We start from the raw sequence: 22,691 nt of genomic DNA on the forward strand, positions 1-22,691 counted from the left end.
GTTCCAGCCAAAGATAGTCCGAGTCACTATGACTGTAGTCTGAAAATAGCCCCTCCCGCCAGAAACGTAGTGGCTGAAGTTGCTGAAGGAGGCGCTTGTCCCGGGTTCGTAGGAGTACATGACGTATGCACTCGCATTGTTGGTGCCCAGCACCACACCGCTTCCCGTGACATACGAGCCGGTCAGGCGGACCTTGGTCACACTGACTCCGGCGAAAGTGAAGTCTGCGTCGCAGTTGGCAGTCACGTTGTACGTGGCCTGAACTGCAGCCATCGCACTCACTCCCTTAGCGGGTGACAGGCAGTCGCCGCTTCGCAGGACCTCGACGCCGCTGCCAGGACGCTGAGAGGCTTCAATGACTCCTTCACCCAGGATGATTCTGGCTAGTTCTGATTTCTTGTCTTTCCTGAGAAGGTCAAGAGCATCCAACGAGCTCTTGGCAGCGCTGTCGCCGGCGTGCGCCGCAGAAGCAATCTTCTGCCGTAGCTCAGCCAAGACCTGCCGCTCTGCCGCTCTGCCGCCGCACCCGTGGGAGCACTTACCCGGTTCGCAGAGGTTTCAGCAGGCGCATCGGCGTATGAAGGAGCGACTGTACCAGCAACCATCAGGGTTGACAGCGAAACGGCCATAAGACCGATTTTAATATGTTTCAACAAAATAACTTGCCCCAATTTTTTCGGATTGTACGTAGATATTCAAGCTCAGACTCAGGAAGCTAACCAAACGCACTCGGAAATCGTTATTACTTAGTAATTTCAAAAATACTGAGTCGCAACAGCAAAACAATGTGACTGGAATTCGGATAATTCTTCTGACATCATTTCAAAATCGATTTATACAATAATTATTCTGAATAAATGCCTGCTCCGCTACTGCATTCCTGTCCCACCGTGTCGAATACCAGCCGAAGCTGTGGCCAATAGAGCGAATTGCCATTTCGGATGCGTTGGCAAGGGTCCTTCGTCTAGCTCGGCCGAAAAGTGCGCAGCTTTTCCGGAGCAGACTCTTGAAGGCGTTGTGACCAGCGCCTAGGGACTAGTCTGCGAGAAGTTCGGCCAGTTCGGCCGCATCGGACACCAGCACCGCCGCGCCTTCTTTCAGGAGCCGGTGGCATCCTTCCGAGTTGGCGCTTTTTACGCTCCCGGGGACGGCCGCGACAGGCCGGGCAATGGTTTCGGCGTGGTGTGCGGTGTTCAGCGCCCCTGAGCGCCAGCGGGCTTCCACGACACAGGTAACGCCTGCGAGGGCGGCGATGATGCGGTTTCTCTGCAGGAACCTGTGCCGGGTCGGGGCGGAACCGGGCGGGAGCTCTGAGAGCGTCAGGCCGTTGCCGCGGATCGCGGCCGCAAGGTCAGTGTTACCTGACGGGTAGTCACGGTCAAGGCCTCCGGCCAGTACCGCGAAGGTTGCCAGTCCTTCTCCCTGGCTTCCGGCTAAAGCGGCCCGGTGCGCGTGCGCATCGATGCCGTAGGCCAGCCCTGAGATCACGCAGATTCCGCGTTGGGCCAACCCGTATGCCATATCTCCCGTAACGGAGGCGCCGTAGCTGGTCGTGTCCCGGGATCCGGTCAGGGCGACACACTTCGAAGGCGCTGGGATGCCGTTGTCGATGTTGCCCTGGTACCACAGTTCGTACGGGGCGTCGGGCAGATCGTCCAAGCCTTCCGGCCAGCGTTCATCTCCTCGGATGAGGAACCCGCTGCCCAGGCGTTCGATGGTGGCCAGGTCCTTCTCCGGGTCGACCTCCGGAACCCGCGGAGCCCACCGTCTCAACCCTTCTGACAGTTCTTCGACTATGGCCTCCGGAATGGCGTGTACGGGCTGGGCGCCGGTGGCAAGCCTCAACGCGGCGTACGCGCCGAGCCTGCCCGCGAGGGTCCGACCGACACGATCGCCGGGTTCGAAGAGTCGGGTCAGGGCTGCGCGTGCAATGCGATCGTTCATGGTTTCTCTCGTCCTTTGCTGAGGATCCGGCGGGTGGGGCGGCTTTGGTGACCGGCCAGCTTTCCCTCTCCCCCGGTTGTTTTTGCCTGCTGGCGGAGCAGCGCTTAGCTGTGCCCGACGGAGCCGGGGCAACCCGCAGGGCCAGCAGTGGATGGCTTGTGGGAGGAAATATGCGAAGCGCCGACACAAGGCATCGGCTGCGCAGCCGTCCGCAGGACGGTTGAGCCGGTGGAGCGGGCACGTACGATCCGGAGGAATCTCAATGATGTTGTCAACGGATGTTGGCGGGTGTCCGGGCCAGTGGCGGCCGGGACACCCGGGGGTGTTTCTAGTCCGTCCAGCCGGGGTAAGGCTTCCGGTCCTTGGCCGGCAGTTCGGCGGCGGCGGCTGGGAGGTTGTCCGGGCCGTCGGACTGGCCTGAGGCCCAGTGGAAGAAGGCCTCGGCAGTGATCGCTTCGAAGCAGGCGTCCTGGGACCGGAACCAGTGCATGGCGGTGTCGCCCTCGACGTAAGTGCCGTAGCCGAACAGTTCCCCGTTCCGATCGCGGGTACGGGCGACGGCGAAGATGATGTAGGGCCAGGATCCGGCGTCCCAGCCCTCGCTGCCCCAGTTCGGCAGCACGGACCAGGCGGTGCCGTCGAGGGTATCCATCCAGTCGTACCCGTCCCCGGCCCGGTCGTCGGCGGGAAGGACCGGGGCGGTCACCGGTTCCGCGGTGTCGGCCGTGGCCGTGCGGGTCATGGTTTCTGTGCTCATGAGGTGATGCTCCGTTTCGCTCGGGCGGGGCGGGCTCCGAAAGTACCGGCTTCCCTCTCCCCCACCATGTTTTTTGCCTGCTGGCGGAGCATCGCGTAGCTGTGCCCGACGGAACCGGGGCAACCCGAAGGGCAAGCACCGGATGCGTTGTGGGAGGAAATAAGCGCAGCGCCGACCCAAGGCATCCGGTGCGCGGCCGTCCGCAGGACGGTTGAGTCGGTGGAGCGGGCACGTATGATCCAACGGACAGCAGCAAAAAAGAATAGAAGAATGCTTGTGCTGTCCGAGCGCAGCGAGGCCCTTTTTGGTCTAGTTCCGGAACCCTTACCCGGGCAGATTCGCCGCAGGGTGGGTGATTATGGCAGTTTGAGTTGGGACCGGTTCTGCAGTCTGAGTTGGGCCCACTTCGCTGCTCGCCGGTTGATGAATCGCAGTTTCAGTTGAGCCCACCCCACCGTTGATTCCATCAGAGTGTTTTTCCCGACGGTGGAAGGCAGTGATGGAGTCAAGCGTGGAGCTATTCGCGAGGATCCGCCGGGATGCCAGGGTCAAGGGCTTCTCGATCCGGACTCTTGCCCGGGAATACCGGGTCTCGAGGAGGACGGTCAGGCAAGCGTTGGTGACGAGACGATAGATCTCCGTCGATCAACTCAACGCTGGCAATGGTCGTACTCGAAGAGCACGACCGTTGAGCGCGACGAAGAGCAGGCGTCCTAGAAGTCGGACCGCAGCCATGGCTCCCCAACCGCTTCACGCTCGGCTTCTTGATTCGGGCGAAGATCAAGCACCTCCGCCACCGACGGGTCGTAATCGATAACGTGTCCGATCCCGACGACACGGAAAGAGCTCGCGTCGTCTGGATGATCGCCACCGCAAAGTGCGCACCAATCACCGTCCGGGCGAGTCACATACAGCACCGGCCGGATCCGATCGAAGACGTGGATGCACACATACAACTTCGTCTCGTATGGGAGTTCGGGCTGCGATGTCGGAATCGTCACGGGTATCCATTCCATTCGTCGAGGGTTTGCGCGCCCTTCTGACGGTTGCACGTTCGACAGAGGTCCCAGATGTTGTCGATGTCGCGGCCGCCACCGCGGGAGAGCGGGAATATGTGGTCGAACTCCCGCGAGTTTGTTGCACCCGAGCGAGGGATCATCATAGTGTCGCAGGCTTGGCATCGTAAGACACCGTTCGCGTCCGTAGCAGCTTCGTCCGCGGCCTGCCGGACCGCCGCAGTGGGCCGCCGCCCAACGCTGGACACGACACTGAGACTGTCGACCACCTCGTCTGCCGACTTGGCGGCAATTCTGCTCATCGCGCCGAGGCCGAAAGTTCCGCCAGCGACAAGCAGGGCGCCTTCGAGGACGGCTCCGGCGCATCCGCCCTTGCCGGAGATGCACTGCCGGATGTTGTCGGAGGTTCCCCCGGCGACGGCCCCGGCGATGAGCGTGATCGGGGCTGTGATGACGTCGACTTCGGCGCAGAGCAGGTCCGGCCGTCGAGTCTGACGACGCAAGAGGACGAATGACGGCAACGTACGCCTGCTGAGGCTGCGGGACGTTCGACGGCCAGCCATGGACCACAAAGACACCGCACAGCCGAAGCCAGCCAGCCAGCCTACGATGTCGTGATGCCGCAGACGATGAATAGCCCAGTTGAAGCGGCAATATCCAGGCAACTGTGTTGGCTTGCCTTGGCCCCGCAGTCTTGAGCGTCCTCGGGGCTGCCGCGCAGGAGCCCGGCGTAGTAGGCGTTGCCGGCGGCCACGACGCGTCGCCAGTAGTCCCTATATGGATGCCGGTCAGGTCGGAGAGCACCACGGAGTTGCTGGGCGAGGGATGTGAATGCCGTCGCGCGGGGCTGGCGCTATGTTGACCCCGACGGCGGCGAGACGGCGGATGAGGGCGCTCGGAGTGAGCGGCACTCCCACGCGGGTACCGGGCCGTAGGACAACGCCCCCGACACAAGGTGGTCCCGAATCAGGCTGCTATTAAACGCCAAGCGGGCTCAAAACAGATTGACATTCTCAGGTGGGCTTATCCCGCGCGATCCTGGATCGGGACATGGCGAGCCTCGTTGACCGTGTGGAGCCGGCAGGGCAGGCTGAGGGACCATCGATGACCAGGGGGAGCATCATGACTTACCGCCGCACGTCGGCCGCCATAGCGGTCCTGCTTGGGTTGGCCCTTTACGGGTGCCAGCCTGCTGCCGGGCCGCTCCCGGTCGAATCCTCCGCAGCAGCTGTGCCCAGCCCGTCGTCCGCCGAGCTCACGGCCATCATCCAGACTGCTGTCGAGACCGAAACGACACCGTCCTCGACAATCCCCCGACTCCACGCCTGGCCGAAGGGCAGGGGACGGCGGCCTACCTAGCCAAGCGCGCGCGGGACCTTCCGGTGGTGGCCCGGTCAAAGGCCGGGTTCAAGTCAATGGGCTTCTGGTACACGGACTTTTCGACGACGATCACCGTGGAGACTGTGGAGGTGACCCGGCCGACGGCAAGCGTCCATTTCAAGGAATTGACCGAAGAACACCAGGCCTCGGCGGCGAATGGGCCCAGCAACGTCCCGTCGGGCTACTCGGTGCCGCAGACCGCTACGTTCCAGGCATCCGCGGATGGATGGCAGCTGGACAGCATCGCCCCTTCCGTTCATGGGGCGGCTTGCCTATGTCCATCGTCGAGGACTGAGGACGACTCGGTAGGCGGTGGCGCTGGAGTCAGTCCGCCGCCTAACCGCGACCAAGGCGCAGCACATCACTCGTACTTGCGCCGCGTCCTCGCCTTTGCCTAGTCAGGCGATTATCGGTGCAAGCGCGGGGACCGGGGTGTAGGTGGTTCCGTCGCGGAGCATGGCCCAGAGGACATTCAGTCGGCGCCGGGCCAGGGAGAGCATGGCCTGGATGTGGGTTTTGCCTTCGGCGCGTTTGCGGTCGTAGTAGGCCCGGGAGGCCGGGCAGCTTTTCAGCGCCGAGAGCCCGGAGAGGTAGAAGACGCGCAGGAGCCTGCGGTCGTAGCGGCGGGGGCGGTGGTGGTTGCCGGTGATCCTGCCGGAGTCCCTGGGGGCGGGGGCGAGTCCGGCGAAGCGGTCCGCGGACTCGAAGACTGTGAGGTCTCCGCCGGTGGCGCCAAGGAACTCGGCGGCCAGGACGGGCGCGAATCCGGGCATGCTCAGCAGCACCTGTGCGTGCCGGTGTTCGGTGACCTTCTCACCGATCAGCGCATCGAGGCTGGCCAGTTCCTCGTTCAGGGAGAGGATTTCCCGGGCAAGGGCGGCGACGATCTGCTCGCCCATGTGCTGGGCGGGGACGGTGGTGTGCTGGGATTTCGCCGCTTCCACTGCCGCTGCGGCGACAGCGGCAGAGGAACGGGCGCCGTGCTTCTTCAGCCAGGCATGGATCCGCGCCTGGCCGGCACGGCGGATCCCGTCCGGGGTCCGGTGTCGGGTGAGCAGGAACAGGGCGGCTTTGGAACGGCTGTAGTCAAAGGCCCGTTCCAGCGCGGGGAAGTATTCGAGCAGCTGGGCCTGCAGCCGGTTGATCGCCCTGACCCGGTCCGCGGATTTGTCCGCCCGGCGTGCGGTCAGGAGCCGCAGCCCGGTGCTGATCTCATCCCCTGCCCGCAGCGGCTGCAGGTCCCGGCGCATCCTGGCCTGATCGGCGATCACAGCAGCGTCTTTGGCATCTGTCTTGCCGTCGCCGCGGTAGAGCTTGGAGGCGTGGTGGACGATCCGGCCCGGGATGTACGGGATGTTCTGGCCGTGGCCGACGAGCATCGCGATCAGCAGCGCCGGTCCGCCGTGGTTCAGGTCCGTCGCCCAGACCACCTCGTCCCCGTCCCCGAGTTTCAGGACGTTGGCGATGAGTTCGAGCAGGGCCGGTTCGTCGTTGGGGATTTTCTGCGAGAGCAGACGGTTTCCGTCGGCGTCGATCACGACGCAGTGGTGGTGGGCTTTGCCGGCGTCGATGCCGGCCCACAATTTCGCCAAAACAGCCTCCAGTCTGTCGGATGGTTGGAACCCGGCAGATAACCGCGCCGTCGTGTCCTTATCTGGCGATTCAAGTCGCGTCTCTCAATGAGCGGTCGAGTCATCGCGGGGAGCGCGGGCGGCCAATCCTACGGAGCCGTCACGACACGGGACGTCCGGCCACAGCAACAAAGCCATACCCGCCTCCCCCGGGTAGCCACGACCCTACAACGGCCGCGGAAAACTACCCGGCAACAACATAAGGACCGCAGCAAAAACAGAAAAGCGCTTCTACAGCCCGAGCGAAGCGAGGTCCGTGCAGTAGACCTGGGCGCTAGCTGGGCGAGGGCCGGAAACCGGAGTCTCCAGGCAGCGCGTGGTTTCCGGGCGAGGTTGTTGTGCTCTCGCTTGCAGCACGGGCTTGCTGGTGGCGGTAGACGTTGTGCGGCTCCAGCCAGCGAGACGCGCGGCGTCCTCGGCGGTGCGCCCCTTGGCGCGGGCGTCCTGGGAATGGCGGTCTTTTTGCAGCGCTAAGTGGCACTCTTAGCAGGGGGCGCCGCATCGGTCTTCACCTGATGCGCCTTTGGAGCTCGCGGTACACCGTCGTCCGGGATACCCGGAACAGTTCGGCCAGTTCGGCCTGCGTATGCTCGCCGGCGTCGTGCAGTGTCAGGAGATGCTTCCGCTGCGTCTTGGACAATTTTGGCTGCTTGCCTTCAGTCGCCCCTTCGCTTTTGCGACCGCCATGCCCTCGCGCGTGCGCGCCCGGATCAGATCTGCCTCAAACTCCGCCACCGTTCAGGACGTTGAACAGCAGCCGGCCTACGGGGTCAGTCCGATCGTGGGTGCTGCCGCCGAGACTGAGGACTACCCCTTTGGCCGTCAGCTCGTCAGCTATACCCCGGGCATCGGAAAGGGAACGCGCCAAACGGTCCAGCTTGGTCACCACCAGCGTATCGCCGGCTCGGCATGCCGCCATCGCTTCACGGAGTCCAGGGCGAACCCGGTTAGATCCCGTCAGTCCGTGATCGACGAAGATCTGCTTCTCTTCAACACCAAGGGCAAGGAGAGCGTTTCGTTGTCCGGTAAGGTCTTGGTCGTTTGTCGAGACTCTGGCATAACCGATCTTCATTCCAGTCATGAGGAACAGGGTTGCAGTAATCCCCCCGTCACCGTGCATTTGATCGTGCGGGTCTTACGTACATGGCCTAGGCCAGTAACTGCAAGGGACGTGCGGCACGTTTCCTGGGCACGGTGATCGACCGGCTTGCGGGCACTATGCACCGATGCGGACGTAATCCTCTTTATCATCTCGTGCACGAGATGACGTTAAATTATGACGCGGGACACATTCATGGAATTGCCGACTTCGTAGAGACTCCGCCAGCTGAGCTGTCCGCGGTGCGTGCTCGTCGCTACTGAGCGTGGTGAACGTAGAGGTCGCGGAGCAGCGCGATCTCGGCTCCGTGGTGCAGGATCTCCTGGTTCTCCCACCACACGATCGACGGAAACGTCTCCTCGGCATCGCTGCCGTATGGGTAGCTGCTTAGCCCGGTCCGGTCATAGTCGGACTCATCGACACTGAGTAGTACCCGGCGCCAGTCGGCTGCGGCCTGACGGAACCTCTCGATAGCGCCGGCTGCATCTGGTCGTGATTCGTACGTCGCTCGATCGAACGTTCGGTCGCCCCCGAGGTGGTTGGCTCGGCCCAACAGCGTTTCGGAGATGTGGTCAAGCCGCCAGGCGATCGTCGTGAGGGGCGGAGGCCACGGACTTTCGGGGGCGCCGTCTCGCCCCCACTCACCCGCGCCGATGAGCTTGATGGCGCCCGGTCCGGGCCCATCGGCGCGCCTCCGTACCGACCAACACGCGTCGACCGGTTCCCAGAGGTACTCGGCGTCCGTCAGTACCGGTACGTCGACGTCGCTGTCATCACCCGAGTTGCTGGTGGGCCCGGCGAGGCGAGTGAGAAGTCGTTCCGTCGCCCAGTCGTACTGATCGAGCAGGGGCTTGAGGCGCTCGTTGGTCATCATGGCATGTAGCCTATACTCCACGAGATGCCGTTAGACGCCTACGCGCGGTCGATGTTCGTACTTCGGAGCATCCGCTGGCTGTCCACGACCAAGTGCCCGCCAAGGGATCCGCTGACGGGCGCCCCGTGGTCTGTCCGAACTTTCAACTGTCGGTACTGGCCTTCTTTCGGGCTCCCAGAACGCAGAACTCGTTGCCTTCTGGATCCTCAAGTACAGTCCACGGCCGCTCGCCTTGACCAACATCGACCCTGCGGGCACCCAGAGCGACCATCCGCTCGACCTCGGCCGCTGGATCGTCCGGCCGAAAATCGAGGTGAAGACGATTCTTTGTTACCTTCGAATCTGCCACCGGCACGAAGACCAACCCTGGCAACCGGTCCGGTGCAGAACGAATTTCGAACTCATCGTCAGCTTCCAAAGTCACGACCCAACCCAAAGCTTTGGCCCACCAAAGTCCAAGCTCGGCCGGTCGTGCCGAATCGACAATTACTTGTTCCCATTCAAGACTCATGCGTTCCACTCTACTGAGCCGGACCCCTGCCCGGTGAAGAATCCCTGCGGTCACCAGGGCGTCCGCTGAACCACCGGCTTACGGGCGCCGTTGAAGGGCACGATCGTTTTCAGTCACGGTCCGCGACGCGTTACTCGGAGAAAGCTCGGAGAACGCAGCCCCCTGCGCGCCCTGAGTGCGTGACGCTTGAGGATTCAGGTCGGTGCACCATGCGGGATAGACGCGGAAACCGCGCTTGCCAGGATGCAGCTCGGAGCTGACGCATCCGAGCGAGATCAGGTGCGCCGTGGTGAATTGGAAGACCCCGAACCGTTCCTGCTCCTCTGCGAAGACGAGCAGTCCAGACATCGACTCGTCAGCCGTGAAGGGCCTGGTCGATCCGCCTTCGTCGCGCTTCCAGACCGCGACGAAGGCGCCCGGCTTCGTCGGTGTGATCCGGGCGGTGCGGATTCGCCACTGCTCCTTCCCGATGCGTGCAACCCCAGATTCGTAGTCGCTGTTCTGTTCTTCAACCTGGATGACAGGCTGTGCATCGGCAGGAGCAGGCGCAAGATCGATGAAGCGTTTGAATGCGTGGAAATTCACTCTCAAACTGTAATCGCTCAAGAATCCGGGCCTGAAACCTGTCCGGTTGACGATCCTTTACCGGACACCACCTGAACCGTAATCAAACCGAAGCCCGGCATGCTCAACCGGTGCTCCTATTCCGGGTAAGGGTCTGCCCCGGCAACCTGGGATCGGGCCGGTTCTGCGGTGGCATAAAGGGCGTTGAGCTGGCGGTAGAGCGTTCGGGCGATGTAGCGCTTGAGGGATCTGCGGATTTCGCGGTAGCTGCGGCCTTCTTGGGTGCGTTTGGTGACGTAGTCCCGTGTTCCGGGGTCGTGGGCCATCCGGGTCCGGTCTCTCCCCCCGTCTTGGCTCCGGCCATCTCGGCGGCGACGGTTCCCTCGTACCCGCTGGCCGTTTCGGGGTGATGGGTGATGGCGTGGACGGTGAAGTGCTGCCAACCCTTGGGCGGCTGCTTCGTCGCCAGCAGCGACTTCACGAATTCACGGCGGACCACAGAGCTTCTCTGCACTTTTCAACCTCGGCCGGCTGGAGTAGCAACATTGCTACCGCAGCGTCATTCGAATCGGGCGGCGGCCGACCGGAGGTTCGGCTGATCCGCTCTGCGACCATGACGATGATTCCCTCCTGGCCGCGGACGCAGCAGAGCGGATCCGTCCCAGTTCCTTAGACGTGGAACACGAGTGGCGGGACGCCGACCGGACCTGTCCGGTGCGGCACGGATCCCGGACCTAAACCTGGACGATGGACTCGATTGGCCGCGGGGAAGTGATCGGATCTGCGTGACGATGGAGAACTTTCCACTGTCCGTCCTCCAGGCGGAAAATCGTCGTCACGCGAAGAGAAATCGGGGATACTTCATCGGATCCGCCAACCTTGGCCCGGGCACGTTCAATTTCGACAGTGTATGCGAGTTCCGTCCCGACGTACCCCGAGATTCGCTCGAAGTTGATGGRCTCGCCCTCCCTCAGTTGAGAAACCGCCCGCTCCATCGTCTGCTCAACTGCACTCCAGCCCCGAGCCGGCAGGCCGAGCGGATTGGCCAGTGAGACGTCGTCCCGCCTCGAAAACAGCTTCTTCTGCAGCTCCGGGTCTCCCCTGACGAACGCATCGAGCGCTCGGTGGTACTGCTCAACCACACGATCTAGATCGGACCCCGACATTGGTTCCTCCAGCCTCGCATCTGCGCCGGCGCGGCGCGCCAGGCCCTGTATTCGGCCATCGTGGCACCGTTCACGAATGATGTCTACGTACGATTTCCTGGCGCCGAGACCGATCAGGAATGCAGAAGCGCTGGCACAGGCCGCGCCTAGGAAGCTAGCGACAACTCCGCACAGCGACCACGCCAGCCCACAAATGCCTGACACAAGCAACCTCCTTCACCGCAGCCGTATGCAGCCAAGATGCGTGATTTCGTGTCCATTGATGGCAAAGGCGCCTAGATTCGCCCCATGGGGACGCAGGAAACGTTGGACCGGCATTGTTGACTGGCTGAACATTAGGATCCGTTTACGTCTGGTTGCTGGGGGCAACCAACGGGCCCACCGCAGCGACGCCTTACAATTTTTCCGCGACGTACCACCGGGCGTGAGCGACCAACTGGGTGGTCAATGGCGAGGCGCCGTTCCGGAGCCAGACCAGTACGGTCGGCATGGGGAGAGACACCCCAACAAACGGGCGCCACACGACGCCGGGAGGATCACCTGGTACCACCTGATGCGGCGTTTTGAACGACACGCCAAGGCCGGCAGCCACCAGGCTCATGGTGGTGGCTATGCTCGGCGACCAGCGGTGCGGGCCCGGAATCATCCCTTCATCCACCAGCAAACCCAGTACCCGCTCGCGAACATCCGGGTCGCCGTCGCGCTGTAACCAGATCAGAGCCTGGCCATTCAGATCCAGGGGACTGATTGCTGCCAGCTTTGCCAGCCGGCTGCCGGATGGAAGGGCAACCCCCATCGGCTCGGTTTCTAGGGTCAGCACACCGAGCCGTTCGTCGGAGGGTGGCACGGCGTGAATGAAAACAGCGTCAAACTCGCCCTCAAGAAGTTTTTGGACTCCTTCCCTTGCTGCCGCAGGTTTGACGTCTACCTCCGGTGCAGTTTCGCCTGGACCCAGACCGCTGAGCAGTTCCGCCAGAAGCGGGTACGCCACCCCAACAGCCACACCCAGTTTGAGCGTGCCGCTCGGAGGACTGCGTAGTTCGTCCATGGCTGCCGCTGCGGCGTCGTGGGCCTGAATGATTTGGACAGCTTCCTCCCGGAGACGCCGACCCGCGTCCGTGAGCGCAACGTGATTGTGGGTCCGGTCCAAGAGGCGGAGTCCCAAGGCTCTTTCCAAGGCTTTGAGCTCCTGGCTCAGTGCAGGCTGGGCGATGTGGAGCCGGGCAGCGGCTTTGCCAAAGTGCAGTTCCTCAGCCAGGACAAGGAATCGCCGGAGTTGGCGGATCTCCATGGCCCATCATAAGAATTTGTGATCGTCCGAGTCCATAGCGGTCTTGGACGGCAGGTCCCGCACGGGCGTCCAATGAAAGGGAAAGGTATACCGCTCTCGGAAAGGTGAAGGCAATGAGCACAATTGACGGGGCCGCTCTGGTGGAGGCCAACGGCACCACGTTTCACGTTGAAGTGACCGGTCATGGGACGCCGGTGCTTCTGGTCCCCGGCGCTGGAGGCGACGCCCGGCAATACGCCGAACTGGCCCAGGTGTTGGCCCAAAACCACGCAGTCATCGCCTATGACCGTCGGAACAACGGACGCAGTTCACAGCAACCGGACTGGGCGGAAACGTCAGTGGACCAGCATGCCGGCGACGTTGTTGCCCTGTTGGAAACGCTCGGGACCGTGCCATGCGTCATGTTCGGCAACAGCACCGGGGCGTTGATAGCGCTGGCCGCTGCCCTGAAGGCCCCCGGGCGTTTTACCGGAGCCGTGCTGCACGAGCCGGCGCTGCTGGGCATTCTGTCCAATCCCGACGACGCAATGGCCACCGTGCAGCCGGTGATTGCGGCAGGCGTGGAGGCCGGCGGACTTGCCGGCGGTGCCGAGGCCTTCGTCCAGTTCGCGGCAGGAGATGCCGCCCCGTTGTTGCCGCCAGAGTTTCTCGACGGACTCCGGACAAACGCCAGGGTCCTGCTGGAAGCGGAGTTCGGAGCATTCGCGTCCTGGCGGCCCGAGCCGGTGGCATTGTCAGGAATGAGCGTGCCGCTGGCCGTACTCAGTGCCGAGCAGACAGCGCCATTCTTCGTGGAGGCCGCCGAGTGGGTAGCTTCCCATGCGGGAGTCAACCGCCGGACGGTAACGGGCGGCCACATGGGCTTCCTCAACCACGCCGGGGAACTGGCTAAGGAAATCGACGCGATATTTAGGCAGTCCGCAAATGCGGCCGGTTAAAGGGGGTCCGGGGTACCGTCCTGAATCAAACTGCCATACTCACCAAAATCAGGATTTAACGCCTATAGAAGCATCATGGGCGCGCACGCCTTGGGGGCAGCCGCGTATGCCGCGAAAGCGGCCGGACTGGCGGCGCCTATCGGTCCCAGACGGTCGACGACGAGGTCCACTGGCAACTAGAGCACATGAGTGCCGAAGCCCGGTCCGCGCTTCGGCGCTTGCCACCGCTGGGGGGAAATTCCGCCGGTCCGCTGGGTCAGGACTTCTCGCGTCCGGAATCCTCGCCTCGATCATCCGCGCGCTCCGGGCCGACTTGGGTCGCCCTGACCAGCCTGCCTCCTCCAGCTGAATCTGCCGCCCGCAAGCCGGTCCCCCACCGCGACACCATCCGCCCGCACTGCCGCTGCGAGAAAATCCGATACAGATACCGGAATCCTGGAATCGCGTGTACCCCGGCCGCAAAACTGTCCCGCTCAGGTTGGACAATCGCGACAGTTGCACCCGCCCGCGCAGATCAGCGGCTACGCCCGGGTCTGCACCAACGAACAGGACCTGGCAACGCCGCGCAAGGCGCTTACGGGTCTGGGCGACCGCAAGGGCCTGATCAATGGTGACCACGGCGCGACCGGAAGGAACAAGCAACGGCCGGGACTGAACGAAGCCCTGGCGGCTGTCCGGGCCGCCGGCGCCCTGGTCGTCACCAAACTCGATGGGTTCTACTGGCCCCTACCCGATGCTCGAGAACATCATCGAGGCCACGAGGACGTGTATCCCACGGGTTCCGGCTGGCGACAGGGATGAACAAGAGGATTTGATCCCCAAGTCTCAGCAAGTCATGCAGTTCCAAGCGCTACCGGCCATGAAGGAGTACGCAGCAACACTGCTGTCCAAGCCAAGAGAAGGAGCCGCCAGACCAGACACCACCAACCAAAATGGGCCCCCGCAGGGGCCCATAAAGGAGATTTGTACACAGTCAGCGGCCCACAAGCCCCTGAACAGGGAAAACACGTGCCCGAGGTGGGACTCGAACTGCATTCCCTCCCCTGCAAACACTAGACTCCCGCGGAAACATGCGGAATCCGGCCCAATCCGGGACTGGTACGGCCCGATCCGAAGCCGAAATTGTGTACTTTGTACACACCCCAAAGCGGCCAGCTCCAAGCTTCGCAGCCGCCAGCAGCCCCCCAATCGAAGGGGCGCGGGACTTCTTAGTACTCGACTCTCCAATCACAAGGTCACCTCCCTTCAAGCCGTTCATGATCCCGTCGGCGCACCACTGCACGACGGGCAGCGCCCCTTCAGACGCTGATCGCGGATTAACCGAGCCACACGAAACAACGGAACCCCGGCGGCGGGGGCGGTGGTGGTTGCCGGACCCGGGGTGCGGGGGCGAGCCCGGGCCTGCCTTGCTCAGCCGTGTGAATGACAGAGCTATTTGGTGGTGCTATTTGGCGCGTGACTGGTGCACGCCCGCATAATCAAGCGATCCCGTCCACGTTGGTCCAAGTACCAGTCCGCCTGATTTCAACAGTGGGTCGGTGAGTGCGGTCACCAGCCGAAGCGGTGCCCGGAGCGTGGGTTATGGTTGCTGCCCGCGCGTGACAGCTGTCGCTCGGAGGTTTTCATGTGAGGCAACAAGTGGGCAAATCGCTCGACACCGTGATCACGGTGATGAACGCCGTTTTCAGCGTGATCTTCCTTGCAGACTTCATCTACCGGGTCGTCACCGCGGCATCGCCGGGCGGCTATGTCTTCAAGCACTTCGGCTGGGCCTACATCTTGGCCAGCTTGCCTTTCGAACAATGTAACCCTCCTTGCCGCTGGCCTGCCTGATCCGCGCTTGGCCGCCCACAGGCGGAGATTGGTATGCGAAACGTCCCAATAGCTCCGAAATAGGTATTTCCCCTAACTAATCCGCCCTCCTAAGCTGGTCGGAGTACGGCATATCGCCTGCTTCGAGCTGCCCGGGAGCTTCTAATGGAGACGCGCCACCTCAAGTACTTCATTGCAGTGGCCGAGGAACGTCACTTCGGCCGCGCAGCCCAGCGGCTGCACATGGCCCAGCCGCCGTTGTCCCAACAGATCCGGCAGCTGGAGGAACAGCTCGGCACACCCTTGCTGTTGCGCACTACGCGCAAGGTGGATCTCACCCCAGCCGGACAGGTCCTGTTGGATCGAGGACGGCTGCTGATGCAGGAACTGGAAGCTCTGGAGGAGGACGTCCGGCAGGTCGGCGCAGGTGCCACTGGCGTCCTCCGCGTCGGCTTCACCGGAACAGCCACCTACCGGCTGATGCCCAGCATCGTCCAGGCCGCCCGACGCACTTTTCCCGGGCTCCGCATCACCGTTCAGGGCGAAATGCTGACGCCGCAGATGGAGTCCGCACTCGAGGACGGAAGGCTCGACGTCGCCGTCCTCCGACCCCCAGTCCGCTCCGGAACTGTGGCCCTCAAACTCCTCGAACAGGATCAGCTGGTCGCGGCACTCCCGGCAGATTCGCCGCTGGCGGAAAAGGGCACCCTGGAACTGGCGGAGCTCGCCGGCCAGGACTTCGTCGGTTATCCGAGCTACTCCGCGGTAACCAGCATCGTCGTGGACGCCTGCCGCAAAGCCGGGTTCCAGCCGCGGCTCGTCCAGGAGGCCAGGGAAACCTCCACCCTGCTCTCGCTCGTCGCGGCGGGGATGGGGATCGCCCTAGTGCCGATGACTTCCCGGATGTTTTCCTTTCAGGGTGTCGTCTTCCGACCGTTGCATAACCCGCCGCCGGTCGACCTCGCCGTTGCCTGGATCCGCGACGCTGAGACACCCCTGCTGCGCAGCTTCCTGCAGCTCTTCGATTTACCTCCCACATCGGGCCCTGGCCAGCAACAGCCCCCGCTTCGCCCCGCGGAGTCGCCGGCCCAGTCCCCGCCACAGTCACAACCCGCATCCGCAACAAAGGAACCACCCCGTGAAAATTGACCGCATAGAGGCCATTCCCTACGCCATTCCTTACGCGCGGCCGCTGAAGTTCGCCAGCGGCGAGGTGACTTCCGCGGAACACGTGCTGGTCCGGATCTACACGGACACCGGCATCTGCGGTATCGCGGACACCCCGCCGCGGCCCTACACCTACGGCGAAACCCAGGATTCGATCGTCTCGGTGGTGACCAAGGTCTTTGCCCCGCAACTCATCGGGCTGGACCCGCTGGACCGCTCCAAGGTCCAGCAGCTGCTCCGGCGCACGGTCAACAACCCCACGGCCAAGGGGGCCCTGGACATCGCGCTCTGGGATGTCATCGGGATCTCGCTGGGCACCCCGGTGCACAAACTGCTGGGCGGCTTCACCGACAGCATGCGGGTCTCGCACATGTTGGGCTTCAAGCCCGCCGCCGAGCTTCTGGAAGAAGCGCTGCGGTTCCGTGAAACGTACGGCATCAACACCTTCAAGCTCAAGACCGGGCGGCGGCCCCTCTCCCTCGACGTCGAGGCCTGCCATGTTTTGCGGGAGGGCCTTGGCGAGGACGCCGAGATCTACCTCGACGCCAACCGTGGCTGGACGGCGAACGAGGCCATGGAGGTCCTGCGCAGGACCGAGGGCCTGGGCCTGTCCATGCTGGAGGAGCCGTGCGATGCCGGCGAGGCGATGGGCCGGCGCCGGCTGGTGCAGAGCTCGAGCATCCCGATCGTGGGCGACGAAAGTGTCCCCACCCTGGGCGATGTCTCCCGCGAATTGCTTTCCGGCGGCAGCACCGCGATCTGCATTAAGACTGCGCGCAGCGGTTTCACCGAAGCCCAGCAGATCCTCGGCCTCTGCGTGGGCCTCGGCGTGGACGTCACGATGGGCAACCAGATCGACACCCAGATCGGCAGCCTCGCCACGGTCACCTTTGGTGCGGCGTTCGAGGCCAGCTCCCGGCGGGCCGGGGAGCTCTCCAACTACCTGGACATGACGGATGACCTGCTCGCGGAGCCGCTAAAAATCATGGACGGTGCCATCCGGGTCCGCGAGGTCCCCGGCGTCGGCGCGGCCATCGACGCCGACAAGCTGCAGAAATACCGGCAGGACTAGCCCGGCCCGGCCCGCATCCTGCTTCAGAACGCCGGCACACCGCTCCCCACCACGCAAGGAGAACCACATGCTGTATCTGGTCCGCATGGACGTCAATATTCCGCTGGACATGCCCAAGGAACGCGCCGACGCCATCAAGGTGGAAGAGCGGGAGTATTCCCAGCAGCTGCAGCGCGACGGACGCTGGGCGCATTTGTGGCGGGTCGTGGGCGAATACTCCAACTACTCGGTGTTCGACGTCGCGGACAACGACGAGTTGCACACCCTGCTCTCCGAACTGCCGCTCTTCCCCTACATGGACATCAAGGTGACGCCGCTGGCCAAGCACCCGTCCGCTGTCGAATAGCCCGGCCCCTCACTCGAACATTCATACCCAAAAGCTTTCAATGGGCCGGAAATAGGTATTTCCCCTCGACCAATTACGGGCCTACCGTTGAATCAACACCGGATGTGATGTGCGGCACGGCACTGAGCGAAATTTGCCAGTCCGGAACCGCCGACCGTTTTTACCATCCTTCTTTTTTGACAAGGGAGTCACCATGACAATGGAAACCGAAGCCACAGCAGCTTCCTCGGGCGCAGGGGCAACCGCCCGCTTCCGGGAGAACAAGCACCTCGCGGCCGGCACCAGCCAGGAGCGGGTCAGCACGCTTGCCGGCCGCGTCATCAAGGCGATCAACGACACCGTCCTGGACGAGAAGGTCACCTACGACGAATACAACGCTTTCAAGGCCTGGCTCATCCAGGTCGGCGAGGACGGGGAGTGGCCGCTGTTCCTGGACGTATGGGTGGAGCACTCCGTCGAGGAGGTCGCCAACTCCAGTCGCCACGGTTCCAAGGGCAGCATCGAGGGACCGTACTACATCCCGAACGCCCCCACGCTCAACACCCCGGCCACCCTGCCGATGCGCGACGACGAACCCGGCACACCGTTGCTGTTCCAGGGCCAGGTCACGAACGTCGCCGGCCAGCCGCTCGCCGGAGCACTGATCGAACTGTGGCACGCCGATGACCTCGGTTTCTACTCCCAGTTCGCCCCCGGGTTGCCCGAATGGAACCTCCGCGGCTCCATCATCGCCGACGCTCAGGGCAACTTCCAGATCAACACCATGCAGCCCGCGCCGTACCAGATCCCCACCGACGGTGCCTGCGGTGCCCTCATCGCCGCGGCCGGCTGGCACGCCTGGCGGCCGGCCCACCTGCACCTGAAGGTTTCGGCCCCGAAGCACGAGCTCATCACCACCCAGCTCTACTTCGAAGGCGACGAGCATGTCGCCGACGACATCGCCTCGGCCGTGAAGCCCGAACTCGTCCTGGCCCCCACCGAGCGCGCCGACGGCAAGGGCCGCGAAGTCACCTATAACTTCGTGCTCGACCCCCGGGGCTAAGCACCCCTTTTCGGCGCCGGGGCCGGAACCGCCCGGCCCCGGGCCCAACCCCAATATCATCCCCACCACCTGCCGTAATGCCGCGTGCCCAAAATGAAGTGGCCGCAGCCGCCCGGCCCCCGGATCAGTCGGGTCAGAACATCACACGAAAGTGAGTTACCGGTGACTAAACTCGCCTATAACGTCCAAGACGTTATCGACAACACGCCCATGGGAATCAAACGATGGTCCATCGTCGTCCTCTGTTTCGTGATCGCACTGCTGGACGGATTCGACACCCAGTCGATTGCATTCATCGGACCGGCAATCGCCGAAGACTTCGGCCTGCAGGCCACTGACATGACCTGGGTGATCACCGCCAGCACCGTTGGCATGTGCGTGGGCGCAATGTCCCTTGGCACCTTCGGGGACAGGATCGGTCGGAAGAAGACCATCCTGCTCGCACTGGCCCTTTTTGGTGTGTTCTCCCTTGCCGGTGCTTTTGCTCAATCCCTGGAGCAGATTGTCATTCTGCGCTTCCTCATTGGCCTCGGCATGGGCGGGGCCACCCCGGCGCTGCTGGCACTGACCGCCGAGTACAGTCCCAAATCGCGCCGCGGCACGTTCATGACATTGGTGTTGCTTGGCCTGCCCGGTGGCGCGCTACTCGGTGGGCTTGTGGCGGCGGCATGGCTGCCAGTGATGGGCTGGCGTGGCATCTTCCTGGCCGGCGGCGTGCTGCCACTTGCCATGGTTTTGGTCTGCAGCAAGATTCTCTCCGAATCGCCGATCTTCCTGGCGGCCAAGGGCACCTCCGCAGCCGACGCACAGGCGCGTCAGATCATGGCCTCAATTTCCGGGAGCCCAGTCAGCCCGGACGCCGTGCTCGCAACCAACGACAAAATGCAGGAGCGCAGCTCCGTCGCCGTACTTTTCTCCGCTAAGTACCGGATGGTCACCATCGCAGTCTTCGCCACCTACCTGCTCAATTGGATCGCGTGGTTCCTGCTGCTGCTCTGGATGCCAACCGCGCTCAAGATGTTGGGGCTGGCCGGCTCGCAGGCCGCGATGGGAACCGTGACCGTCAACGGCGCCTTTATCCTCTTCGCCATCCCTCTGTCCATCATCCTGCCCAAGGTCAACCCCAGAAAATTGCTGCTGGTCATGTTTGCGGCGGGGATCGTCATCGCGCTGGGCCTGGCCCTGGCCGGCTCCAACTTTGCGCTGGTCTTCGTGCTTATCGGGCTGGCAGGCTTCGGCATTGGCGGCCAGCAGTTGGCCCTGAACTACCTGATCGCCAACGCCTACCCCACTCAACTTCGTGCCACGGCTACCGGCTGGGGCATCGGAATTGGCCGCCTCGGTTCCATCGTGGGCTCCGCCCTCGGCGGGCTCATTCTCACGGGACTCGGCGTCTCCGGTTACTTCATGGCACTCGCGGTACCCCTGGTCCTGGCCGGACTGGCCACCCTGATGGTGCGAAGCTCGACAGCTAAAGCCCAGATTGCTTCGACGGAGCCGGCGCCACGGGAACGTGAAGCCATCAGCTGACGCCGGGGCACCTACGCAGATATCGAACTGGCCTCAACGGCTGAAAAATCCCAATATGAGAGGACGCACAGCAATGCGTTTTACCGACAAGGTTGTTGTGGTGACCGGCGCTGCCCAAGGGATTGGGGCCGTCGTCGCCCGTAGGATTGCGGCCGAGGGAGGCACCTTGGTGCTGGCGGACCGGTCCGAGCTGGTCATTGAAGTGTGTGCGGAGCTGACGGCCAGTGATGCACCTGCACGATATTTCCTTTGCGATCTGGAAACTTATGCGGGCGCCGTGAAGCTGATGGCCTACGCCGTGGCAGAGTTTGGACGCATCGACATCCTGATCAACAATGTCGGCGGTACGATCTGGGCCAAGCCCTACGAGCACTACGAGGAGGACGAGATCGAGGCCGAAGTACGGCGCTCCCTCTTCCCCACGCTGTGGTGCTGCCGCGCAGTGCTGCCGCACATGGTGGAACGGACGGCCGGGGTCATCGTGAACGTCTCCTCGATAGCCACCCGAAGCATCAATCGCGTTCCATACGCGTCGTCCAAGGGCGGGGTCAACGCTCTGACCGCGTCGCTGGCGTTCGAAGCCGCTCCAAAGGGTATCCGGGTAGTGGCCACCGCGCCCGGCGGCACCGAAGCTCCGCCGCGGAAGGTCCCGCGCAACCCGAACACGCAGTCCGCCCAGGAAGAGACGTGGTACCAGCAGATCGTGGACCAGACCACCGAAAGCACCCTCTTCAAGCGGTACGGCACGCTGGAAGAACAGGCAGCTCCGATCTTGTTCATGGCCTCTGACGACGCCAGTTACATCACTGGCGCGGTGCTGCCCGTGGGCGGCGGGGACCTTGGGTAATTCAGCGCGGCCTGAACAACAGCAGAAAGGAGAAGTCGATGACTCAGGAAGCCATGGGATGCATCGAAGAACGAGAATTGCGCCACGCCTTTGGCAGGTTCGCCACCGGTATCACGGTGGTCACCACCCGGACGGACGACGGCGTTCCGCACGGCGCCACCGTCAGCGCCTTCACCGCGGTATCCCTCGACCCGCCGCTTGCCCAGGTCACACTGACCCGGTCCTCGCGCGGCGCCCGGTATCTGGAAGCTGCGCCGTTCGCTATCAATATCCTGTCGGTAGAACAAAAGGATGTGGCCCTGCACTTCGCTGGCAAAGTCCTTGACGCGGAACCGGAATGGACGCTGGACGGCAACGTCCCGGTGCTGACGGGGAACGCCGCGACGCTTAAGTGCCGGCCGTGGAATATTTACGACGGCGGCGACCACATCATCGTCGTCGGCGAGGTCATCGCACTGGACATCACCAAGCGGGAACCCCTCGTGTTGTTCGGCGGTGAGTTCCACAACCCAGGAGGACGGATCGAGGGTGCCCGGCGGGATAACTCCGGCGATGCTCCCGAATCGGACTGGTTCGCCGGCTCCAGCTCCTTCAGGCCGTTTCACGACCGGACATCTGTCTAATCTGACCGGCCCTGCAGGGGGCAGCGATCTACATGTCGGGCTATGCGACTCAGTCTCCCGAGTAAATGACCTCGGCCAAACTCAGGCTCGCCACGGCCTCCCTGGGCAAGCCCGGAACCAAAGTCGGCGATCTCTGCACCGAACTCGGCATCACCCGCCAGACCCTTTACCGGCACGTATCACCGACGGGCGAGCTCCGCCCGGACGGCGAAAAGTTACTGACGCCGAACCAAGCCGCGGCGGCCGAACAACTCCGACTCATGCACCATCCGGATGGAAAGGACAACACATCTTGGACACTTGCGTATCCACTGGAATACTATGGGTGTCCGGGCGATGGCTTCGGGTCTGCGAACTGGCGGGACCGAGTGGCGGCGTAAGCCTCCCTTCCGAGTCGCCACTGTGGAAGGAACGTTGTGTCACCTGGTTCTGAAACGATGCGGCACGACGGGGATTCTATCTACGCCCAGCTGCGCTCTGAAATCCTGGCCGGTGCAATTGCTCCCGCCACTCCCTTGCGGGAAGTTACCTTGGGGGAACGCTTCGGTGTCTCCCGCACGCCGGTGCGCGAGGCTCTTCGCCGCCTCCAGCACGACCGTCTTCTGGACCGCGGCGCCCGTGGACTGCAGGTCCATCAGGCAACACCCCAGGAAGTCATCCAGGTCTATGACGTGCGGATTCTTTTGGAACAGGAGGCGGCCGGGCAGGCGGCCCTGTCCCACGACATCACTGACATTATGCAGCTCGAAGGCCTAGTGGAACGTGACCGCGCACTTTCGGAGCCGGATGACAACACCCGGGCGTCGACGAACCTGGAATTCCACGCAGCCGTCTGGGCGGCTGCGCACAATCCCGTGCTCCAGGATCTCCTGCAGCGGCTGTCCACCCACCTGATCCGCACGCCGCACTCGACTCTGTCTGTGGGAGAGCGTTGGGACGAGGCCCTGGCCGAGCATTCTAAGCTGGTCGCGGCCATCACCGCCGGCGACGAAACTGCTGCGCGGAACACCGCACGCGAACACATGGAGACAGCCCGTCGGATCAGGCTCGACCTGCTGCGGAAATCGGCCTCCCACTAAGA

Annotated in this window: 22 protein-coding genes and 2 pseudogenes; 11 read left to right on the forward strand and 13 right to left on the reverse strand. The window is 63.3% G+C overall.

Features of this window, described 5'->3' with window-relative positions; translation table 11 throughout:
- Positions 1–1,035: 1,035 nt before the first annotated feature.
- The 13 genes and pseudogenes from dprA to AC1DRO_RS14150 form a co-directional block, all read right to left on the reverse strand.
- Complete coding sequence (gene dprA / locus AC1DRO_RS14090; protein ID WP_476951277.1) at positions 1,036–1,944, reverse strand: DNA-processing protein DprA; 909 nt, start codon at positions 1,942–1,944, stop codon at positions 1,036–1,038.
- A gap of 328 nt (positions 1,945–2,272) precedes the next feature.
- Positions 2,273–2,701 carry a hypothetical protein gene (locus tag AC1DRO_RS14095; RefSeq protein ID WP_476951278.1) on the reverse strand — a complete coding sequence of 143 codons (429 nt, stop codon included), beginning with the start codon at positions 2,699–2,701 and terminating at the stop codon, positions 2,273–2,275.
- Positions 2,702–3,414: 713 nt separating this feature from the next.
- On the reverse strand, positions 3,415–3,702 hold the full coding sequence (locus AC1DRO_RS14100) for a hypothetical protein (protein ID WP_476951279.1): 288 nt from the start codon (positions 3,700–3,702) through the stop codon (positions 3,415–3,417).
- Positions 3,699–4,220 carry an HNH endonuclease gene (locus tag AC1DRO_RS14105; protein ID WP_476951280.1) on the reverse strand — a complete coding sequence of 174 codons (522 nt, stop codon included), beginning with the start codon at positions 4,218–4,220 and terminating at the stop codon, positions 3,699–3,701. The genes AC1DRO_RS14100 and AC1DRO_RS14105 overlap by 4 nt, the downstream gene beginning before the upstream one ends.
- Before the next feature lie 1,275 nt (positions 4,221–5,495).
- Positions 5,496–6,689 carry an IS110 family RNA-guided transposase gene (locus tag AC1DRO_RS14110; RefSeq protein ID WP_476951281.1) on the reverse strand — a complete coding sequence of 398 codons (1,194 nt, stop codon included), beginning with the start codon at positions 6,687–6,689 and terminating at the stop codon, positions 5,496–5,498.
- A gap of 547 nt (positions 6,690–7,236) precedes the next feature.
- Positions 7,237–7,809 (reverse strand): annotated as a pseudogene (locus AC1DRO_RS14115) (recombinase family protein).
- Positions 7,810–8,083: 274 nt separating this feature from the next.
- Positions 8,084–8,722 carry a DinB family protein gene (locus tag AC1DRO_RS14120; protein WP_476951282.1) on the reverse strand — a complete coding sequence of 213 codons (639 nt, stop codon included), beginning with the start codon at positions 8,720–8,722 and terminating at the stop codon, positions 8,084–8,086.
- Between the two features lie 121 nt (positions 8,723–8,843).
- The gene (locus tag AC1DRO_RS14125) at positions 8,844–9,212 is read right to left on the reverse strand and encodes a VOC family protein (RefSeq protein ID WP_090582409.1); all 369 of its coding nucleotides are present in this window, start codon (positions 9,210–9,212) and stop codon (positions 8,844–8,846) included.
- A gap of 78 nt (positions 9,213–9,290) precedes the next feature.
- A complete protein-coding gene (locus AC1DRO_RS14130; RefSeq protein ID WP_476951283.1) occupies positions 9,291–9,797 on the reverse strand; it encodes a MepB family protein in 507 nt (168 codons plus the stop codon).
- Positions 9,798–9,913: 116 nt separating this feature from the next.
- Entirely contained in the window at positions 9,914–10,102 is a 189-nt protein-coding gene (locus tag AC1DRO_RS14135) for a hypothetical protein (RefSeq protein WP_414645509.1), read from the reverse strand.
- A gap of 19 nt (positions 10,103–10,121) precedes the next feature.
- Positions 10,122–10,275, reverse strand: a pseudogene (locus tag AC1DRO_RS14140) (ParB/RepB/Spo0J family partition protein); the annotation flags it as partial.
- Positions 10,276–10,510: 235 nt separating this feature from the next.
- Entirely contained in the window at positions 10,511–10,918 is a 408-nt protein-coding gene (locus AC1DRO_RS14145; protein WP_476951284.1) for a YybH family protein, read from the reverse strand.
- Between the two features lie 418 nt (positions 10,919–11,336).
- The gene (locus tag AC1DRO_RS14150) at positions 11,337–12,233 is read right to left on the reverse strand and encodes a LysR family transcriptional regulator (protein ID WP_476951285.1); all 897 of its coding nucleotides are present in this window, start codon (positions 12,231–12,233) and stop codon (positions 11,337–11,339) included.
- A 113-nt stretch (positions 12,234–12,346) separates the two neighbouring features.
- On the opposite strand from AC1DRO_RS14150, the gene AC1DRO_RS14155 reads away from it, so the two are divergent.
- The 11 genes from AC1DRO_RS14155 to AC1DRO_RS14205 all read left to right on the forward strand — a co-directional run bounded on the left by AC1DRO_RS14155 (position 12,347) and on the right by AC1DRO_RS14205 (position 22,689).
- Positions 12,347–13,171 (forward strand): alpha/beta fold hydrolase, encoded by an 825-nt coding sequence (locus AC1DRO_RS14155; protein ID WP_476951286.1) that lies wholly within the window; start codon positions 12,347–12,349, stop codon positions 13,169–13,171.
- Positions 13,172–13,666: 495 nt separating this feature from the next.
- The gene (locus AC1DRO_RS14160) at positions 13,667–13,972 is read left to right on the forward strand and encodes a recombinase family protein (RefSeq protein WP_476951287.1); all 306 of its coding nucleotides are present in this window, start codon (positions 13,667–13,669) and stop codon (positions 13,970–13,972) included.
- 837 nt (positions 13,973–14,809) lie between these two features.
- Positions 14,810–15,004 (forward strand): hypothetical protein, encoded by a 195-nt coding sequence (locus AC1DRO_RS14165; RefSeq protein WP_476951288.1) that lies wholly within the window; start codon positions 14,810–14,812, stop codon positions 15,002–15,004.
- Positions 15,005–15,148: 144 nt separating this feature from the next.
- The gene (locus AC1DRO_RS14170; protein ID WP_476951289.1) at positions 15,149–16,132 is read left to right on the forward strand and encodes a LysR substrate-binding domain-containing protein; all 984 of its coding nucleotides are present in this window, start codon (positions 15,149–15,151) and stop codon (positions 16,130–16,132) included.
- The gene (locus AC1DRO_RS14175) at positions 16,122–17,222 is read left to right on the forward strand and encodes a mandelate racemase/muconate lactonizing enzyme family protein (protein ID WP_476951290.1); all 1,101 of its coding nucleotides are present in this window, start codon (positions 16,122–16,124) and stop codon (positions 17,220–17,222) included. The genes AC1DRO_RS14170 and AC1DRO_RS14175 overlap by 11 nt, the downstream gene beginning before the upstream one ends.
- A 67-nt stretch (positions 17,223–17,289) precedes the next feature.
- Positions 17,290–17,568, forward strand: coding sequence for a muconolactone Delta-isomerase (gene catC, locus AC1DRO_RS14180; RefSeq protein ID WP_476951291.1), 279 nt, complete (start codon positions 17,290–17,292; stop codon positions 17,566–17,568).
- A gap of 193 nt (positions 17,569–17,761) precedes the next feature.
- Entirely contained in the window at positions 17,762–18,610 is an 849-nt protein-coding gene (gene catA / locus AC1DRO_RS14185; protein ID WP_476850855.1) for a catechol 1,2-dioxygenase, read from the forward strand.
- A gap of 210 nt (positions 18,611–18,820) precedes the next feature.
- Positions 18,821–20,140: an MFS transporter gene (locus tag AC1DRO_RS14190; protein WP_476951292.1), complete on the forward strand. Its 1,320-nt coding sequence runs from the start codon at positions 18,821–18,823 to the stop codon at positions 20,138–20,140.
- 73 nt (positions 20,141–20,213) lie between these two features.
- Positions 20,214–20,987 carry a 1,6-dihydroxycyclohexa-2,4-diene-1-carboxylate dehydrogenase gene (locus tag AC1DRO_RS14195; RefSeq protein WP_476951293.1) on the forward strand — a complete coding sequence of 258 codons (774 nt, stop codon included), beginning with the start codon at positions 20,214–20,216 and terminating at the stop codon, positions 20,985–20,987.
- A gap of 38 nt (positions 20,988–21,025) precedes the next feature.
- Positions 21,026–21,610, forward strand: a complete 585-nt coding sequence (locus AC1DRO_RS14200) for a flavin reductase family protein (RefSeq protein WP_476951294.1) — start codon at positions 21,026–21,028, stop codon at positions 21,608–21,610.
- A 416-nt stretch (positions 21,611–22,026) separates the two neighbouring features.
- Positions 22,027–22,689: a GntR family transcriptional regulator gene (locus AC1DRO_RS14205; RefSeq protein WP_243178471.1), complete on the forward strand. Its 663-nt coding sequence runs from the start codon at positions 22,027–22,029 to the stop codon at positions 22,687–22,689.
- Positions 22,690–22,691 lie beyond the last annotated feature (2 nt).

This window comes from Arthrobacter sp. P4_F11 (genome assembly GCF_056401395.1).

Bases quoted from the DNA above. Each gene is read 5' to 3' on its own strand.
- AC1DRO_RS14155 (WP_476951286.1), top strand. From the start codon at position 12,347: ATGAGCACAATTGACGGGGCCGCTCTGGTGGAGGCCAACGGCACCACG.
- catA (WP_476850855.1), top strand. From the start codon at position 17,762: ATGACAATGGAAACCGAAGCCACAGCAGCTTCCTCGGGCGCAGGGGCA.
- AC1DRO_RS14095 (WP_476951278.1), bottom strand. From the start codon at position 2,701: ATGAGCACAGAAACCATGACCCGCACGGCCACGGCCGACACCGCGGAA.
- AC1DRO_RS14150 (WP_476951285.1), bottom strand. From the start codon at position 12,233: ATGGAGATCCGCCAACTCCGGCGATTCCTTGTCCTGGCTGAGGAACTG.
- AC1DRO_RS14190 (WP_476951292.1), top strand. From the start codon at position 18,821: ATGGGAATCAAACGATGGTCCATCGTCGTCCTCTGTTTCGTGATCGCA.
- AC1DRO_RS14125 (WP_090582409.1), bottom strand. From the start codon at position 9,212: ATGAGTCTTGAATGGGAACAAGTAATTGTCGATTCGGCACGACCGGCC.
- AC1DRO_RS14200 (WP_476951294.1), top strand. From the start codon at position 21,026: ATGACTCAGGAAGCCATGGGATGCATCGAAGAACGAGAATTGCGCCAC.
- dprA (WP_476951277.1), bottom strand. From the start codon at position 1,944: ATGAACGATCGCATTGCACGCGCAGCCCTGACCCGACTCTTCGAACCC.
- catC (WP_476951291.1), top strand. From the start codon at position 17,290: ATGCTGTATCTGGTCCGCATGGACGTCAATATTCCGCTGGACATGCCC.
- AC1DRO_RS14135 (WP_414645509.1), bottom strand. From the start codon at position 10,102: ATGGCCCACGACCCCGGAACACGGGACTACGTCACCAAACGCACCCAA.
- AC1DRO_RS14195 (WP_476951293.1), top strand. From the start codon at position 20,214: ATGCGTTTTACCGACAAGGTTGTTGTGGTGACCGGCGCTGCCCAAGGG.
- AC1DRO_RS14170 (WP_476951289.1), top strand. From the start codon at position 15,149: ATGGAGACGCGCCACCTCAAGTACTTCATTGCAGTGGCCGAGGAACGT.